The following is an 18,084-nucleotide window of genomic DNA, read 5'->3' as shown; positions in this document are numbered from 1 at the left end:
CCGCATTATCTTACAGCACCATTTAAGAAAGTTACCGAGAAAATAATGACTGAGTTTTCGGATTTGAATCTATGCCCGATTAACAACCGTCAGGGAATTGTAATTGATGGTGAAGGTTCAAAGGTTATTTGCAAAGACTAATTTGAAAATTCCCATTTATCAAGCCCTTTGAGAGAGGAGAAATCTTTTCTCAAAGGGCTTTTTCTATTTTTACGGATATTCGCAAACTACAAGAAAAAGCCGAAACCTCATATACTTTAATCACAGAGGAAGTGGAGGTTTTGATATGAGTAACAGCTTAGCGGCAGTACATCCAGAATTGATTGCAGAGTGGTCAGAAAAGAATTTACCACTGACACCGGACAGTATAACTTTCGGCTCGAATAAGAAAGTATGGTGGAAAGGTGCTTGCGGTCACGAATGGACTGCCGTTTTATCCAGTGCTGCTTTGATATCGTTTCTGTATCCAGCGATTGACTGAGTAGCCAGCACAATATTCACATGATACTTTCTTGCTTCACACAGCATTTCTAACAGAACGGAATCCTCTTTCAAAGAAAGATTCTGGAACTCATCTATAAAAATCCATAGGCCTTTAGTAATCAGCTTTCTTGTACGTAACCCTCTCCAGAGTAATGCAAGGGGCCTAAAGATTGCGACAATAGATAATATTCATACAGTGATACATCAGATTCTGCAGCTTGCTGTTGAAGACAATTACATAAGAAGAAATATTTCAGATAATTTGCTGAAAGAATTAAAAAGTTCTCATCATTATGAGGATTCACATAGACGCGCTTTGACATTACCAGAGCAGGAGCTGTTTATGGAATTTTTGTCCAAAGAGAACTCACAGTATTATCATTGGCTTCCTATTTTTACAGTTATGCTGGGAACTGGAATGCGTGTAGGTGAAATTACCGGGTTACGTTGGAATGATATCGACTTAAAGTCTGGAATAATAGACGTGAACCATACGCTGGTTTATTATAAACATCGGGATGAGAACGGCTGTTATTTCGATATTCATTCTCCGAAGACCAAAGCTGGAGTGCGTCAGATCCCTATGACGGAGGAAGTAAAGAATGCGTTCCTGTTAGAGAAAAAAATGCAGGATCTGGCAGGAATACAGTCCAAAGTAACTATTGACGGGTACCACAACTTTATTTTTGTAAACCGCTTTGGTAATGTGCAGAACCAGGGAACCCTAAATAGGGCTTTACGGCGTATTATAAGAGACTGTAATGACAAACAGCTCCTGAAAGAAAAAAATAATCCCGTGTTACTTCCAAACTTCTCCTGCCACTCACTCAGACATACGTTTACAACACGCTTGGTAGAAGCAGGAGTAAATATTAAAGTGATACAGAACCTGTGTGGTCATAGCAGAAGTGATGTGACACTTGATATATATACGACAGTAACAAAAGAATTAAAACAGGCAGAGTTTGATGATTTCCAGAAAAAACTGAAAGAAAAGAAGCAGGAATGGAAAAACAGACAGGAAAAGGATGCGTGATTCTCTTCTGGCGTTGTCGAAAAAATCTTATTGCATAAGCAGTGGTAGTAAGATTATAATAAATGTAAAGGGAACAAAAGATAAGCTATGGAGCTATAGACTAATATCTGGAAAATAAAACCAGTGGCGCAATGAGAATGTACTGGGTTTACGGTCCAGATCAGAAAGATATTACAATTATCGGTTTGGAGCCACACTCAGAAGATAAGAAAATGGTGCATACGACCGAATTTCACTGTCAGATTTGTAGAATAAAACTGAATATGGAATTTTAACTGAGCGGCTATTCTATAAATAATAGGGTGGCTGCTTTTATTCCTTATTAAGTGGGAGATGTTTGTCTAAATTTGGAGAAAAATACTTATTGCATAACCGAGTGTGGTACGCTTATAATAAAGTAAGATATCTACTATATTTGAACAGAAGGTGCCGTGAGAGGCATTGAAACTGGTAATGAGCAGCAGGAGGTGGGACTATGCCGATAACAACACGAAATTTATTGGACCAGTACACAGAAATTTTGCAGAAAATATATGGAAAACATTTAAAAAAGGTGATTTTGTATGGTTCTTATGCAAGAGGTGATTACAGGGATGATTCAGATATAGATATTATGATTCTTCTGGATTTATCTGATATGGATATAAAACAGTATCGGCATGAATTATCTGGTGAAACCTTTGATTTTAATATGGATCACGATCTTGATATAAAGCCCATAGCTAAAAGTCAACAGCATTTTCAAAATTGGGTTGATGCGTACCCATTTTATGCAAACGTGGAAAAAGAGGGGGTAAAGCTATTTGAAGCAGCCTAATGAAAAAGGAACACAGAAGGATCTGGTTCTGTATAGAATTGAAACGGCACAAAGTGACATTAAAGCCGCAGAGATCCTTCTAGGTGCGAAAGAGTTTCGTGGTGCCAATAATCGTGCATATTACGGAATCTATCATGCTGTGTCTGCAATTCATAATTGAGGTGCTTCGGCCTCTCTTTTTCTTATCCTCAAAAATGTAGTATCAGGTGTTATCAAAAAGTGACACCTTGACGTTACTGTTCACTGGTAACGTTCCGCGAGGCGTTTTTTGTGAACAAAGTTCACAGAAAACCCGAGAATTGCGGCGCGAAATCATGCGAATGCATGATTTCTGTGCATCGCGAAGCGCGTTACTGTGAACGGAGTGAATAGTAACACCTTGACGAATAGAAGTTGCGAACGAATCCTCATATCTTGAAAAAAAATAGATTATTCATAGTATAATATCAAATAAGAATGAAACAGTATCCCTTGGGGGATTAATGGCAAGGTACAGATACTTGCACCGGAAAGTGTGAAAGAACAGTACAGACAGATGATTGCAAAAGCTGATGAGGATATGCAGAAAAGCGAATAGTGCAGATTTGAATTTGCGCAGACAGTCTGCACAAATTAGATTGAATTATAAGACTATGAAGCGAGGTAGTGGATATGGAAAAAGACCCGTTTAAGGAATATTTGAGGGAGTCTGAACCGGATAAAGCTCATAAGGGATATGCTTGGAGTACGGCAATCGGACTTCAGGCAGTGGACGGACTCAAACCATCTAAATATTTGATTGATACTGCCATTCAGAATATTGAAGGCAAAATCACAATGAAAGAAGCACAGAGCCTTATTGATAGTTACTATGAGGAAAGACCTGTGCATTTGTCCGATGATGAGCGTACCGAAGAAGCTGATAAGGTTTCGTCCCGTATTGCTGAAATTCTTTCTGAAACAGCGTTCTCATTTTCTCCAAATGAGTATATCTCTATCCACCGCAAACTCTTTCGGGGTATTTATAAACACGCCGGAAAGATTCGAGATTACAACATCACAAAGAAAGAATGGGTGCTTGATGGAGCAACTGTAATGTACGGTAGTGCTTCAGAACTGAGAGCCACACTGGAATATGATTTTTCGCAGGAGAAAGATTTTAGTTATAAAGGACTTTCAATGGACGAGATTATCCATCATCTTGCGGTGTTTGTTTCAAGGTTATGGCAAATCCATATCTTCGGAGAAGGCAATACGAGAACAACGGCAGTGTTCTTTATCAAATATTTAAGGACACTGGGCTTTTCTGCAACCAATGATATTTTTGCGGAAAATGCGTGGTATTTTAGAAATGCACTTGTCCGTGCAAATTATACGAACCTGCAAAAAGGTATTCACGAAACAACAGAGTATCTGGAAGTATTTCTCAGAAATCTTCTTTTGAACGAGAAAAATGAGCTTCATAATAGAAATCTTCATATAAGTGGACTTTTGAACGAAGAAAAAGTGGACATTGGGGATTCGAAAGTGGATATTGAGAATGAAAAAGTGGACATTCAAGACAAAAAAGTGGATATTGAAAGTGTGCTTTCCGGAAAAGGTAGTGATTTCTCAGTAAAAACGACGATTCATATTCATAGACTTTTTGAAAGATTTGGTTTTGATGAGGTGTTTGGAAGAAGTGCAGTTATGGAGCTTCTTGAGCTAAAAGGTTCAGGTGCTTCAAAACTTCTTTCCAATTTGGTAAAGGCAGACATTATTGAACCGGTATCCGGTCACGGAAAAGGAAGATATAAATTCAAGAAGTAGGGCTTCTTACATCTGTTCATTGTATAGCGATGTGTGGAGGGATTAATCTGTCGCAGTGCATTCCTGTGGCAGACGATGACAATGGGAAAACTCCGAAAAATAAGATAATCTTTCCATCCTTGTTATATAATACGGGACGTGTGATTTCATATTCTGTAATCGGTTTTTTGCTGGGCGGAATGGGAATGCTGTTAACAGGAGGCGGCGGAATGGGAATTCCACTGCTTCTGCAGGGGATATTGAAAATAATAGCGGGTTTGTTCATGGTGATCATGGGAATAAACATGTTGGGCTGGATTACATTATTAAGAAAGTTCCAAATCAGATTTCCACAAAGGCTGACTGATAAAATAAACAAGAAAAGAAGAGAGAACAGACCGTTTTTTGTCGGACTGTTGAATGGGCTGATGCCGTGTGGCCCCATGCAGTCCATGCAGATTATAGCACTTGGATCGGGAAATCCTGTCTCAGGTGCGGCTGCGATGCTGATGTTCAGTCTGGGAACGGTTCCTCTGATGCTTGGTTTTGGAAGTCTGGATACGTCAGAAGCTGAAAATACGGAATCAGATGCGGAGAAAGAGGAAACAGTGGTATATGAAACTCCTGCCGTAGAGAATGGTGAAATTTCAATTAATGCAGATACATTGACTTCGAATCCAATGTATATCAATTACGATTCCAATGGAACCAATATCCAGCTTATTGCTGTAAAAGGCTCGGATGGAACTCCGCGCTTATCACTTAATACATGTCAGGTATGCAATCCATCGCCAAGGGCGTATTTTAAGGAACAGAACGGAAGACTGGTATGCCAGAATTGTGGAAATGTATTCACGACAGACAGTGTAGGTGAAACTACAGGCGGGTGCAATCCTATGTATATAGATTATAAGAATACAGACGGAAAACTGACGGTAAGTGTGGCAGATCTGGATACATATGCAGATCAATTTGCATCGTGGGATGGTCCGGTAAAATAGTATCTTCATCGGAGAGCTATCAGCTTGAAAGGTGGATACCTTATCTGCCACCTGAGTCTATGGTGAAAGACCTTAAAGCTATCTGATATAACTGAAGTTTTACGGGCAGGATTCTTATTCAAAATGTGAACTGCGGAGGAAATCATGATGAAGAAAAAAATTATTAAGCTGTTCGCAATACTGGCGGCTGTTTTTCTGGGATCCCTGGAGGTGGGATGGCGCTTTTTTAACATGGTGGTCTGCTGCAAAAGGGGAGAGCAGAAAAAGGAAAGAAAGAAATGGTTTGAACTGTCGCATATCAGGGAAAATCATCCACAGAACGGTTATGCCAGAGAATATAATGAGAGTAAGGCATGGTGCTTTGAACAGAACATGCAGGACTGTTATATCAAAAGTATTGACGGATTAAAACTGCATGCATTATATCTGCCTGCAGAAGCTGCGAAACGGATCGTCATATTAAGTCATGGATATCGTGGCAGCCGGTTTGGCACGTTGTCGTTTATGGCGAAATATCTGCATGAGCATCAGTGTGATGTCCTGTTTATCGAGCATCGCTGCTGCGGTGACAGCGAGGGGAAATATATTACTTTTGGAGCAAAGGAACAATGGGATGTGCAGCAATGGGCCGTATATATGGCTGAACGAAACAAAGAGAAGCTTCCGATTTACCTGTACGGACAGTCCATGGGTGCAGCATCTGTGCTGATGGCATCAGGACATACTCTTCCACCGGAGGTAAAGGGCCTGATTGCGGACTGTGGTTTTCAGTCTATGGAAAGGCAGATGCGTGATATGGCAGCTAACTGGTTTCACCTGCATCATATTCCGTTGCTTCTGATGGAACTGGACTGGTTCTGTTCTCTTCTGGCTGGATTTCATATGAAAGATGCAGACACTACAGAAGCCATGAAAAAAAATAAAAGACCGGTTCTCTTTTTCCATGGAGAGAAGGACACCTATGTGTATCCCAATAACTCTTTTCAGAATTATATGCTCTGCAGGGCAGAGAAAGAACTGGTGATCATACCGGGCGCTCGGCATCTGTGCAGTGCCTATGCAGATCCGGAACTGTATCAGCATAAGATGATGGAATTTTTTGAAAAATACGATTAAACGGAAAAAATCCTGACCGGGATTTATCAGACATAGTACATAGCAGGAAATACACATTTGAACTGTTATGTTAAATGTATGATAAGTCTCGGTCAATTTTTTATAAAGTGTTCATTAAGTCTTCAGGGTACTGGTATTTCCTGAGAAGGTATGATATTTTTTCACCTGAAGCATACATACAATGTTTTCTGTTCCGGATAAAGAGGAAAACCGGGACAATGGAGGTTATCTATTATATGAGAAATTATTATCCTTTGACAGCAGCTCAGAAAATGCATCACAACTGGATCCTGGATTATGGTACACAGCAGGTATCTGGCGTAAGCGTTGTGGCTTCTGTACAGGCAGAACTGGATTTTGGATTATTAAAAAAATGTATTCAGATGGAAACAGAGCGTTCCGGTTGTACCAGAGTCCGTTTTACAAAGCCGGATAAAGAGGGAAATGTAAAACAGTATATCGAAAAACAGGACCCGCGTGATATTGAGCTGAAGGATTTGTCAGGAATGGAAAGTCTGGCAAAGGCAGATGAGCTGATGCAGCAGTGGGCATATGAAACATTTGACGGAAATAATATTCCCATGTGTGAATTTACCATGCTGAAGCTTCCAGAAGGATACAATGGTTTCTTTTTACATATGGATCACAGACTGATCGATTCCTGTGGACTTGTAGTTATGATCGAAGATCTGTTCCAATTATATACGCATTACAGATATGGAACCGCCTGCCCTCAGGAACTGGTAGATTTTGAAACGGTTCTGAAAAAAGACCTGGCAAAGGCGGGCAATGAAAAGCGTTTTGCAAAAGATAAAAAATTCTGGGATGACCAGCTGGATGCACTGGGTGAGCCGTTATATTCTGATATTCAGGGCCCGTCTGTATTGGAGGAAGCAAGAAAGCGCCATGGAAATCCGAAGCTTCGTGCTTCTGACATGGAGATGAACGAGCTGTTTGTTGCAGTAAAGGATTATCATCTGGAACCGTATGCAACACAGAACCTGATGGATTTCTGTATGAATCATCAGCTTTCTATGACAAATCTGCTTCTGCTTGGTATCCGTACTTATTTGTCAAAAGTAAATAATGGACAGGAGGATATTACAATCCAGAATTTTATATCCAGACGTTCTACCCATGACGAATGGACTTCCGGAGGAAGCCGAACCATTATGTTTCCATGCAGAACAGTGATCTCACCAGAGACAGATTTTCTTTCGGCAGCTTATGAAATCCAGAATATGCAGAATCGAATTTATATGCACAGCAATTATGATCCGGCATTTATTGTGGATGAGATGAGAAAAAGATATCATACACCGGAGCATACCAGCTATGAAAGCTGCTATCTGACTTATCAGCCAATGCCGGTGAAGGTGGAGAATGAAAAGCTTGGAACTATTCGCCAGCATGCCAAATGGTTTGCAAACGGTGCTGCAACCAAGAAGATGTATCTGACCGTATCTCACACCGAGGATGGGGGAATGAACTTCTCCTATCATTATCAGACTGCTCATCTGGAGGAGCATGACATGGAACTGTTGTATTATTATATGATGCGTATTCTTTTTAAAGGGATTGCAGAGCCGGATATGAGCATTGGAGAGATTATGGAACAGGTATAAAGAGTAACAGGTCCCATAAAGCCTGAAAGGTTAAGAGTGGTTAACGAGAACTTGTCGGCATTGTTTTTATAGAAATCAAAAATCAGGAGGAAATGGAATGAGTCAGGAAATGGAATTTAAAAATATTGTGGCGCAGTACAGTAAAGTGAAACCGGAAGAGATGACAGGTGAGATGAGATTTCGCGAGAATCTGGGATTTACGTCCCTGGATTTTATGTCTTTCCTGGGTGAGCTTGAGGATACCTTTGATATTGAACTGGATGAAAACGAAGTGACAAAAATTACAACTCTTGAGGAGGCACTCAAGCTTCTTGAGGAGCTTCAGTAGGACTTAATGTTACTGTTCCCGGAGTGAACAGTAAGACTTAACAGAGTGTCAGTTCACTGAACAGTGAAGGAGGAAAAATATGCTGATCAGGAATATATTAGAAGAAAGTGTACAGAAATTTGGCGAAGTCAAAGCAGTAAAATGGCTTAACAGAAAAGAAGTTCTGGAGAAAAGCTACAGCGAAATGATGAAAAACGTGATTTCTACCAGAAAAGGACTTCTTGCAGAAGGGTTTGAGGGAAAACATATTGCATTAATCGGAACCAGTTCTGTAGAATGGATCGAAAGCTATCTGGGGATTATTACAGGATGCGCGACAGCGGTGCCGCTGGATGCTGCACTCCCATGTGGAGAACTGATCGACCTGATAAATCGCTCTGATTCCGAAGCACTCTTCTTAAGTCCGAAACACAGCCCATATCTGGAAGCATTTCTTGCAAACTGTCCCAAGCTTCAGAAAGTATGGATGCTCCAGGAAGAGGTGGAGGATCTGCCTTCAGGCGTGTACAGTATCAATGAGCTGAGAGCCATGGGAAAGAGCGCAGCAGAAGATGCTTCCTGTCCGGATGCAGAAGCTATTGCGACTATTATCTTTACTTCCGGAACCACAGGAAAGAGCAAAGGGGTTATGCTGACACAGAATAATCTGGCATCCAACGTTGAGGCAGTTAAGATTTCAGCAGAGCCTGGAACTGCCATGCTCAGTGTACTTCCAATCCATCATGCATTCTGCCTTGTCATGGACTGGCTGAAAGGATTTTCTCAGGGGGCAACTATCTGTATCAATGACTCCCTGCTTCATATGGTCAGAAATATGAGCATTTTTAAACCAGATATCATGCTCATGGTTCCGATGATGATTGAGACAATTTATAAGAGACTGGCGGCAGCTGGTCCGGAAATCCCGAAGGCGGTTCTTGCAGAAAAAGTATTCGGCGGAAAACTGCAGACGATTTTTACCGGCGGGGCACATCTGGATCCGTACTATATTGACCGTTTTGCAGAATATGGCGTTCAGATACTGGAAGGATATGGCATGTCGGAATGTTCTCCTGTTATCAGTAATAATACACCGGAAAATCATAAGCCGGGTTCAATCGGAAGACCACTTGAGAATGTGGAGATAAAGTTTGAAAACGGGGAGATTCTGGTAAAGGGTACAAGTGTTATGAAAGGGTACTATCAGATGCCGGATGAGACAGCGGAAACACTGAAGGATGGCTGGCTGCATACAGGCGACAAGGGCTATATGGATGAAGATGGATATCTCTTTATTAATGGTCGTGTGAAAAATCTGATCATTCTCTCCAATGGGGAAAATGTATCACCGGAAGAACTTGAGAACAAGCTTGCGCTGAACCCGCTTGTTGCGGAAGTGATTGTGACAGGTGAAGAGAATGGTCTGACAGCACGCATCTATCCGGAACAGGCAGTTGTGGAGGCAAAGGCACTGGATACTGAGATGATTCGTTTACAGCTTCAGGCATTTCTGGATGAATACAATAAAAATCAGCCGACCTACCGTCGTATTACAGGTCTGGTGATCCGAAAAAATCCGTTTATACGCAGTACAACAAAGAAAATCAGGAGACAGGATGTCCTGATTGATGAGCCACAGGCATAAGAAAAACCCGTCTGAGTGAATTGCTTAGACGGGTTTTTCTTATGCCTGTTTGAAAGAGCATTCCCGCAATCTGCACGCCCCACTTTGTGGGAATGCTTTTACAAACACGTCAGGATAAAAGAGGCAGCATTCCAGTCAGGAAAACCTGAGTCAGAATCTCTGCAATGACTTCTGGTTCAAGATCAAAATGATCACGGGTCCATTTGTGAAGAACACCGATCGTGCTGCCGATCGCACAGGTGATCACATAAGATATTTCCTCTTTTGTGTGTCTGCCGGGTCTGGCACTGGAGGTAGTAGCGGTGACATAGTGATGAAGCATAGTCAGCATTTTTTCAAAGAGATCATTCCCATGGGGTGTGCTCAGAAGACTGGACAGGAAAGGATTTTCCATTGTATAGCGGCAAATAGTCAGAAAATAGGACTGACAGATATCGCGGTCATTTTCAGGATGAAATTTTTCCATTATAGAAAAAACATCCTGGATCGTCTTTTCCTCAACAGCGGATACAAGAGAAGGAATGTCTTGATAATGATTATAAAAAGTGCTTCTCGCGATACCAGCTGTCTTAGTGATATCGGATACTGTGATCTGATCAGGAGTTTTTTTCTTTAGAAGTTTAAAAAAAGCACCCAGGATGGCTTCATCCGCCACAGAATATCTTTCGTCAGGAACTGGATTTTGCATAGTCGCTTCCCTCCCAATATTTTATCAATAAATATAAGAATATGAGTGGCAAAAGACCTTTTGACTCTCATATCATGTATATATGGAAATTTGGAAAATGTTTATTTCTCTATTTCATAGGCAGGAATCAATATACATGCGCAGAAGTTTTCCAATGGCTGGAAACATTTGATAATAAGTTCACGATGAATCCTGGCACTGTAAGTCTTGAGACGACAGCTTCCGCCATTCACGGCAACATCTGTATATGCGGCAAGGAGCTTCTTATCTCCGTTGGGAAATACCTGATAAAAAGACTGGTCAAGTATTTCCTGCACATCCATGCCTTCCAGAAGAAGCATTTCTTTATTGCAATAGCGGAAAACGAAGTCAATTCCAGTTCCGTTTTTATTAAAAATCAGCTCGATTACACAAAAAGCAAGGGGCATATCATCTAATACAGAAAAACGCGTACGAATATTTGGAGATAAAGTCTTGGCAAGATCTTGATGCAAAGATTTGTTCAGAAATTTGTGAGTGGCCGCGCCACGCTTACGTCCTTCCAGACGTACACCATCCTTCATATGATAGGTGCAGTTCTCAATATGATCAATCTGTCCTCTGGAAACCACGGTGCCTTTATTTATGGAAATATAATCATAAGGTATAAGAATTTCATATAAATCTTTGACTGTGATAAAAGTTTTCACAACTCGTCCATCGGTCATATAAATGCAGGTCTTATTCTCCTGTCTGAGCAGATATTTGATATTACTGATATGGATATTGTTTTTCCTTAAAAATTTCATGATTTTTTCATCCATATAAATATCCCTCCGGTTATTAGTGTAAGGTAGAAAATGTCAGGTTACTATATTTCTGACATTGCTATCTGCAGATAATGAAATAAGTATACCATAAACGTAAAGATTTTACCAGTGTAATTGGGTAAAATATAAGGCTGCATGATCTGTATGCATCGTGATTTGTTTTGGGTGAAAAGAGCGCAGAAAATCCGGTTTTTTCAGATGAAAAAATGTACGGATGTTATAATTGAAAAGTAAATTTTGTGATAATTCCACAATAAAAGACGATATTTTCGAAAAAATTGAAACAAATAAATATATCATAAATACTGTAAAAAGACAGGGGTTTTGGAATTAAACGTCTTTGCAATAAGTAATTAAAAAGGTATCACAACCGGAAGTGAAAGGTTGCGATACCTTTTTTTGCGTCAAACTGAAAATCGTTTTACCAGATTTGCCGAAACTTCAATTTTACAGGTATGCTGCCGGGGTTCGTTTATTTGAGAGAGAAGCTCTCTGGCGGCAACCTGTCCCATATAATGACGGGGGATGCTGATACTGGTAAGGGAGGGGTCGATAATACGTCCTTCAGAGATATTGTCGAAGCCTACAATTGCCACCTGCTCCGGCACCTTGTAGCCTCTGAGCCGCAAGGCCTTGATAGTTCCGATTGCAATCAGGTCATTGTCCGCAAAATAACAGTCTGCCAGAGCATCCCCTCTGTCAATAATTGCAAGCATATCTGCCATTGCACCATCAATGGTTGGAGAAAGCTGGTGGATGATACAGCGGGAACGGGACATTCCGTTATCATGGACAGCATGATAAAATCCCTCCAGACGTTCTGAAAAGTTGCGGAGAGGGTAAGCAGACTGCAGGTATCCAGGCTGTTTCATTCTCAGGCTGATCAGATAATCGGTAGCAAGATAAGCTCCCTGACGATTATTGGGAACGACATAATTGCAGTCAAGGTTTTCAAAATAAGCGTCCAGAATCACCACCGGAAAAGGAAGCTTCAGGAAAGGACGGACCATTTCCTCCCGCATTTCAGTACCAAACAAAATGATTCCCACACAGTCAGTAGTTCTTAAATCCCCCAGATAATGTTCCAGATTATCACGCTTTTCATAAAATGTGATTACTTTCAGCTTATAATTATCCTTTTGCACTACGGATTCCATACCCTCCACCATAGCATCAAAAATAGGAGAATAGGACATGATGGCATTATGGGAACGATAGCTTACCGCGTAAATGCTTCCAGCTTTATTTTTCTTTAGAGAAAGTCTGGTAAAGTCATAGCCGTATTTTTCAGCAGCTTCTACCACCATCCGGCGGGTTTCCGTGCTGACTCCGGGCTTATTGTTCAGCGCCATGGAGACGGCAGTCTGTGAAAGATTCAGTTTTTCAGCCAGTTCTTTTGCGGTAATGGACATTTGCGGCACCTCCCAGAGTAATAATTGTAAAGCAAAAAGATAAAGCTTCACCTGTTTTTAGACGTAAAAGGATTTCCTGTGGAAACTGTTCATATTTCTTTGGCAGAAATTTTTTCTGTTGTATATATTGTACTTCTTAATTGAAAAATAAACAATATATTTGTGAAAAATAAAGCGGAAATAAAGTCAAAAATACTTTATTTTTTATTGGAATAAAGCTGAAGGAGACCTATACTAGAGCTATAAAGAAAAGCAAACAGAATATCTGGGTAAGTAATAAAAAAAGATTTTATAGCTAAGAAAAAACAAAAGAAAATAATAAATATAAACAAGGAGGAATACCAGAATGGCAAAGATCAAAATCGGCTACGCGCCAACCAGACGAAGCATTTTCAGTGCACCGGACGCAGTTAAGTATCGTGGACTTACTGCAGACAGATTAAAAGAATTAGGAATCGATTTTGTAGACATCACAGATGTAAATGACGAGGGTCTTCTTTATGACGAGGCAGGCCGCATCAAGATTGCAGAGAAATTCAAAAAAGAGAAAATCGACGGACTTTTCCTTCCGCACTGCAATTTCGGAACTGAGTTTGAATGCGCAAGACTTGCAAAAGAGTTAAATGTACCGGTTCTTCTGTGGGGACCTCTTGATGAGAGACCAGACGAGAACGGTGTTCGTCTTCGTGATACACAGTGCGGACTTTTTGCAACAGGTAAAGTCCTCAGAAGATTCCGCGTTCCATTTACATATATGACAAACTGCAGACTGAATGATCCGGTATTCGAGCGTGGCCTTCGTGATTTCATGGCTGTCTGTAATGTAGTAAAAACCTTCCGCAACATGAGAATTCTTCAGATTTCCACAAGACCATACGAGTTCTGGTCCACCATGTGCAACGAGGGTGAACTTCTTGAGAAATTCAACATCCAGCTGACCCCAATCCCAATGCCAGAGCTGACAGATGAGATGAAGAAAGCAAAAGCAGAAGGAACAGAGGTTGCAAAGGTTGTAGAATACTGCCGCCAGAACATGGAAATCTGTGTAAAAGACAACGAGCTTGAGAATGTAGCAGCTCTGAAGGTTGCTATGGGAAATCTTATTAAGAAATACGGCTGTCAGGCAGCTGCTATCCAGTGCTGGAACCAGCTGCAGAGCGAGATCGGAATTATGCCATGTGCAGCAAACGCACTTCTCAATGAAGAGGGAATTCCGGTTGTATGTGAGACAGATATTCACGGTGCAATTACCGCTCTTCTTGTTGAGGCAGCAGCACTTGATGACACAAGAAGCTTCTTTGCAGACTGGACCATCCGCCATCCTGACATTGAAAACGGCGAGCTCCTTCAGCACTGCGGACCATGGCCGATCTCTGTTGCAAGAGAGACACCGAAGCTTACTTATCCGCTGGCCTTCAGCCATCCGGGAAGCATTACAGCAGAAGCAAAGCATGGCGAAGTGACATTGGCACGTTTCGACGGCGATAACGGAGAATACTCCATGCTCCTTGGAAAAGCAAAAGGCGTTGACGGACCGAAAGGTATGGGAACTTATCTCTGGATTGAGGTTGAGAACATCAAACGTCTGGAAGCCAAGATTGTAGAAGGACCATACATCCATCACTGTGTAGGTATCCATAAAGATGTAGTTCCGGTACTTTACGAGGCATGCAAATACATGGGAATCACTCCTGATTTATATGATCCTATTGAAGAAGATGTGAAAGCATATTTAAGAGGTGAATGAGAATGGAAAATTTAAAGGCAAAATCTTTTGACTTGAGAAAAGATACTGTAGATATTATTGTTGCCGGAAAGGGCGGTCATATCGGCGGCGACATGAGTGTGATCGATACTTTGATGAGCCTGTATTTCTGCCAGATGAACATTTCTCCGGAAAACATGGATGACCCGAATCGCGACCGTTTCGTACTCAGCAAAGGTCATTCTGTAGAGGCTTACTACGCTGTACTTGCAGCAAAGGGCTTTCTGGACCTGGAAGATATTAAAGCACATTTTTCAAAATTTGGCTCCAAATATATCGGACACCCGAACAATAAGCTTCCTGGAATCGAGATGAACTCCGGTTCTCTGGGACATGGACTTCCTGTATGCGTAGGCATGGCTCTTGCAGGCAAAAAAGACAACAGAGATTACCGTGTTTACACCGTAATGGGTGACGGTGAGCTGGCAGAGGGGTCTGTATGGGAAGGCTTCATGGCAGGACATCAGTACAAATTGGACAACCTTTGTGCAGTAATTGACCGTAACCGTCTTCAGATTTCCGGAAATACAGAGGACGTTATGGGACATGATGATCTCCATGAGCGTATCCGTTCTTTCGGATGGCATGTGATCGATGTAAAAGACGGAAACGATATTGACCAGTTAAATGCTGCTTTTGAAGAAGCAAAAACTGTAAAAGGCAAACCAACCGCTGTAATTGCCAACACTGTAAAAGGCTGTGGCTCTTCCGTAATGGAAAACAAGGCAAACTGGCATCACAAGGTTCCAACACAGGAAGAATATGATCAGATCATCGCGGATTTTGCAGCAAGAAAGGAGGCCGCTCTTCATGAATAAGATTCCAAATAGACAGGCCATCTGTGAAGTTTTGATGGATAAAGCAAAAGAAGACAAAGATATTATGGTGCTTTGCAGCGATTCCAGAGGATCCGCTTCCATGACACCATTTGCAGATAATTTCCCGGATCAGTTTATTGAGACCGGTATTGCAGAGCAGAATCTGGTAAGTATTTCCGCAGGTCTTGCAAAATGTGGAAAGAAACCATTTGCATGCTCACCAGCCTGCTTCTTATCCACAAGAAGCTACGAGCAGGCCAAGGTTGATGTGGCATACTCCAATACAAATGTTACTCTTATCGGTATCAGCGGTGGCATCAGCTACGGCGCACTTGGAATGAGCCATCATTCTGCACAGGATATCGCAGCTATGTCCGCAATCCCGAATATGAGAGTTTACCTTCCAAGTGACCGTCATCAGACAAAGCATCTGATCGAGGCTCTGTTGAAGGATGAGAAACCATCTTATATCCGTGTTGGGAGAAATCCGGTTGAGGATATTTATACAGAAGATAACTGCCCATTTGAAATGGACAAGGCAACTGTTCTGAAAGAGGGAACAGACGTGGCAATCATTGCCTGCGGCGAGATGGTTCGTCCGGCATTTGCAGCTGCCAAATTACTGGAGGAGCAGGGCATTTCCGCAACTGTACTGGATATGTACTGCGTGAAACCGCTTGATGCAGAAGGTGTTATCAAAGCTGCCCAGAATGCAAAGGCAGTGATCACTGTAGAAGAGCACGCTCCATTTGGTGGACTGGGTTCTATGGTTGCACAGGTTGTTGGTGCTAACTGCCCGAAGAAAGTGCTGAACATGGCTCTTCCGGATGCTCCGGTTATCACAGGCACCTCACAGGAAGTATTTGATTACTATGGATTAAATGCTGAGGGTATTGCGAAGAAGGCTGTGGAAGCTCTGAAATAAAAATCAAATAAGAAACAAATTTAAGCGTGACTGACAGACTGCAAAGTGCAGATCCGGTCAGGCACGCTTATTATTTAATTACAAAACAGACTTAAGGTACAGCGATGTTGATTTTAGAGAATAGAAAAGTTTAAGAGGATAGTAAACATGGCGAAATATATTATTAGTATTGATCAGAGTACCCAGGGTACCAAGGCGCTCCTTTTCGATGAGACAGGAAGCATTATGCGCCGTACCGACCGCCCTCACAGGCAGATCATCAATGAAAAGGGCTGGGTTTCCCATGATCCGGAGGAAATTTACAGCAATGTTCTCGCAGTAGTAAAGGAGCTTCTGGAGGGCGTTGAGAAGGAGTACGTAGTTGGTCTTGGTATCAGCAACCAGCGTGAGACCTCCCTTGCCTGGAACAAGGTGACTGGCAAGCCTTATGGAAATGCAGTTGTATGGCAGTGTGCCCGTGCCGTGGATATTTGTGCCCGTGTGGAAAAGGCTGGCGCAGCAGAGCTGATCCGCCAGAAAACCGGAATGAATCTTTCTCCATATTTCCCGGCTTCCAAGATCGCATGGCTTCTGGAAAATGAAGAGGGCGCAAAAGAGGCGGCAGAACGTCACGAAATCTGCCATGGAACGATTGACAGCTGGCTGGTTTACAAGCTGACAGAGGGCAAAGAATACAGAACCGATTATTCCAATGCTTCCAGAACACAGCTTTTCAATATTTTTGACCTGAAATGGGATGAGGAAATCTGCGGATTATTTGGCATTGATCCGGCAAATATGGCAGAGGTTACAGATTCCGACGCCTGCTTCGGCGAAACGGATTTCGAGGGACTTCTTCCTCATAAGATTCCAATCCATGGCGTAATGGGCGATTCCCACGGCTCTCTTTTTGGACAGGGATGTTTGCAGCCTGGTATGATCAAATCCACTTATGGAACCGGTTCTTCTATTATGATGAATATTGGGGAGAAGCCGATTCTCAGTACTCATGGGGTTGTTACTTCTCTTGCGTGGAAAATCGGTGGCAAGGTTAACTATGTGCTTGAAGGCAATCTGAACTATACAGGCGCTGTTATTACCTGGCTGAAGGACGATCTTCAGATCATTTCTTCTCCTGGAGAAACCGGTAAACTGGCGAAAGAAGCCATTCAGGAGGACAGCCTGTATCTGGTTCCTGCATTCAGCGGTCTTGGCGCTCCTTACTGGGACAGCGAGGCGAGAGCTTCTGTTGTAGGCATGAGCCGTACTACCTGCAAGGCTGAGTTTGTAAGAGCGGCACTTGAATGTATTGCCTATCAGATTACAGATGTTGTACAGGCTATGTCTGAGGACGCTGGTGTTCCGGTGAAGGAGCTTCGCGTAGATGGCGGTCCGACCCGAAACGACTATCTGATGCAGTTCCAGAGCAATATTGCAGATGCCGGAGTTCTGGTTCCGGATTCCGAGGAGCTTTCCGCTATTGGACCGGCCTATGCGGCAGGATTGCAGCTTGGCGTCTGGGATGAAAGTATTTTTGGAAAATTAAACCGCGTGTCCTATAAACCGGACATGGAAGTGGAAAAACGTGAGCAGAAGTATGCAGGATGGAAGAAAGCAGTTGCTTCTGTGATCACAAACAAATAAATTTATTTAAGGGTACAAGCAGGAGGGACAGCGCGGTTAGAAACTACGCCGTCCCTTTTTGTCTGTATGGTGGCTGCATCGCTAAATAAATGTGACACTAAATAAAGAAATTGGACTTGACGGTGGAGGCCCTGTAATCGTAAAATTTTTGTATAAACTATAAAAGGATGGAGTGGGTTTTGATACTTTAATAGGGCAAAATTCACAAGTGAAAATACAGAGCCTGGGAGAAAGCTTCCGGAGCTTT

At 42.1% G+C, this 18,084-nt stretch carries 17 protein-coding genes and 1 pseudogene; 15 read left to right on the top strand and 3 right to left on the bottom strand.

The annotated features are described in order from the left end of the window. The 11 genes and pseudogenes from ABHC48_RS08350 to ABHC48_RS08300 form a co-directional block, all read left to right on the top strand. Positions 1–141: pseudogene (locus ABHC48_RS08350) on the top strand (peptidase S51); the annotation flags it as partial. A 145-nt stretch (positions 142–286) separates the two neighbouring features. Beyond that, a complete protein-coding gene (locus ABHC48_RS08345; RefSeq protein WP_202017096.1) occupies positions 287–481 on the top strand; it encodes a zinc-ribbon domain-containing protein in 195 nt (64 codons plus the stop codon). Positions 482–679: 198 nt separating this feature from the next. Further along, a complete protein-coding gene (locus tag ABHC48_RS08340; protein ID WP_330382804.1) occupies positions 680–1,519 on the top strand; it encodes a site-specific integrase in 840 nt (279 codons plus the stop codon). Positions 1,520–1,994: 475 nt separating this feature from the next. Beyond that, positions 1,995–2,336 carry a nucleotidyltransferase domain-containing protein gene (locus tag ABHC48_RS08335; RefSeq protein WP_173703807.1) on the top strand — a complete coding sequence of 114 codons (342 nt, stop codon included), beginning with the start codon at positions 1,995–1,997 and terminating at the stop codon, positions 2,334–2,336. Then, complete coding sequence (locus ABHC48_RS08330) at positions 2,323–2,496, top strand: hypothetical protein (RefSeq protein ID WP_226814914.1); 174 nt, start codon at positions 2,323–2,325, stop codon at positions 2,494–2,496. The genes ABHC48_RS08335 and ABHC48_RS08330 overlap by 14 nt, the downstream gene beginning before the upstream one ends. 491 nt (positions 2,497–2,987) lie before the next feature. Further along, positions 2,988–4,124 carry a Fic family protein gene (locus ABHC48_RS08325; RefSeq protein ID WP_173770820.1) on the top strand — a complete coding sequence of 379 codons (1,137 nt, stop codon included), beginning with the start codon at positions 2,988–2,990 and terminating at the stop codon, positions 4,122–4,124. A gap of 29 nt (positions 4,125–4,153) precedes the next feature. After that, positions 4,154–5,104 (top strand): Fe-S-containing protein, encoded by a 951-nt coding sequence (locus ABHC48_RS08320; RefSeq protein WP_195700165.1) that lies wholly within the window; start codon positions 4,154–4,156, stop codon positions 5,102–5,104. 144 nt (positions 5,105–5,248) lie between these two features. Then, on the top strand, positions 5,249–6,220 hold the full coding sequence (locus ABHC48_RS08315; RefSeq protein ID WP_243284580.1) for an alpha/beta fold hydrolase: 972 nt from the start codon (positions 5,249–5,251) through the stop codon (positions 6,218–6,220). Between the two features lie 236 nt (positions 6,221–6,456). Next, entirely contained in the window at positions 6,457–7,845 is a 1,389-nt protein-coding gene (locus ABHC48_RS08310; RefSeq protein WP_195700166.1) for a condensation domain-containing protein, read from the top strand. A 97-nt stretch (positions 7,846–7,942) separates the two neighbouring features. After that, positions 7,943–8,173 carry an acyl carrier protein gene (locus tag ABHC48_RS08305; RefSeq protein WP_195700167.1) on the top strand — a complete coding sequence of 77 codons (231 nt, stop codon included), beginning with the start codon at positions 7,943–7,945 and terminating at the stop codon, positions 8,171–8,173. A 79-nt stretch (positions 8,174–8,252) separates the two neighbouring features. Beyond that, the gene (locus tag ABHC48_RS08300) at positions 8,253–9,797 is read left to right on the top strand and encodes an AMP-binding protein (protein WP_195700168.1); all 1,545 of its coding nucleotides are present in this window, start codon (positions 8,253–8,255) and stop codon (positions 9,795–9,797) included. Between the two features lie 109 nt (positions 9,798–9,906). On the opposite strand, the gene ABHC48_RS08295 is transcribed toward ABHC48_RS08300, so the two are convergent. The 3 genes from ABHC48_RS08295 to ABHC48_RS08285 all read right to left on the bottom strand — a co-directional run bounded on the left by ABHC48_RS08295 (position 9,907) and on the right by ABHC48_RS08285 (position 12,706). Further along, positions 9,907–10,485 carry a TetR/AcrR family transcriptional regulator gene (locus tag ABHC48_RS08295; protein ID WP_173770815.1) on the bottom strand — a complete coding sequence of 193 codons (579 nt, stop codon included), beginning with the start codon at positions 10,483–10,485 and terminating at the stop codon, positions 9,907–9,909. A gap of 101 nt (positions 10,486–10,586) precedes the next feature. Beyond that, on the bottom strand, positions 10,587–11,288 hold the full coding sequence (locus ABHC48_RS08290) for a hypothetical protein (RefSeq protein WP_195700169.1): 702 nt from the start codon (positions 11,286–11,288) through the stop codon (positions 10,587–10,589). A gap of 410 nt (positions 11,289–11,698) precedes the next feature. Next, positions 11,699–12,706, bottom strand: a complete 1,008-nt coding sequence (locus ABHC48_RS08285; protein WP_173770814.1) for a LacI family DNA-binding transcriptional regulator — start codon at positions 12,704–12,706, stop codon at positions 11,699–11,701. Between the two features lie 346 nt (positions 12,707–13,052). Here ABHC48_RS08285 and ABHC48_RS08280 point away from each other — a divergent pair, with 346 nt between their 5' ends. From ABHC48_RS08280 to ABHC48_RS08265, 4 genes are all read left to right on the top strand, one after another. Next, positions 13,053–14,453: an L-fucose/L-arabinose isomerase family protein gene (locus ABHC48_RS08280; RefSeq protein WP_195700170.1), complete on the top strand. Its 1,401-nt coding sequence runs from the start codon at positions 13,053–13,055 to the stop codon at positions 14,451–14,453. 2 nt (positions 14,454–14,455) lie between these two features. Next, on the top strand, positions 14,456–15,289 hold the full coding sequence (locus ABHC48_RS08275) for a transketolase (RefSeq protein WP_173715704.1): 834 nt from the start codon (positions 14,456–14,458) through the stop codon (positions 15,287–15,289). Further along, complete coding sequence (locus tag ABHC48_RS08270) at positions 15,282–16,214, top strand: transketolase C-terminal domain-containing protein (RefSeq protein ID WP_195700171.1); 933 nt, start codon at positions 15,282–15,284, stop codon at positions 16,212–16,214. The genes ABHC48_RS08275 and ABHC48_RS08270 overlap by 8 nt, the downstream gene beginning before the upstream one ends. 147 nt (positions 16,215–16,361) lie before the next feature. Further along, complete coding sequence (locus ABHC48_RS08265) at positions 16,362–17,837, top strand: glycerol kinase (protein ID WP_195700172.1); 1,476 nt, start codon at positions 16,362–16,364, stop codon at positions 17,835–17,837. Positions 17,838–18,084 lie beyond the last annotated feature (247 nt).

The organism is Ruminococcus sp. 1001136sp1 (assembly GCF_039841815.1).
Classification (GTDB): Bacteria; Bacillota; Clostridia; order Lachnospirales; family Lachnospiraceae; genus Blautia_A; species Blautia_A faecis.
The sequence above is the reverse complement of the archived record's forward strand: the minus strand, read 5'-3'. Positions and strand labels throughout refer to the sequence as shown.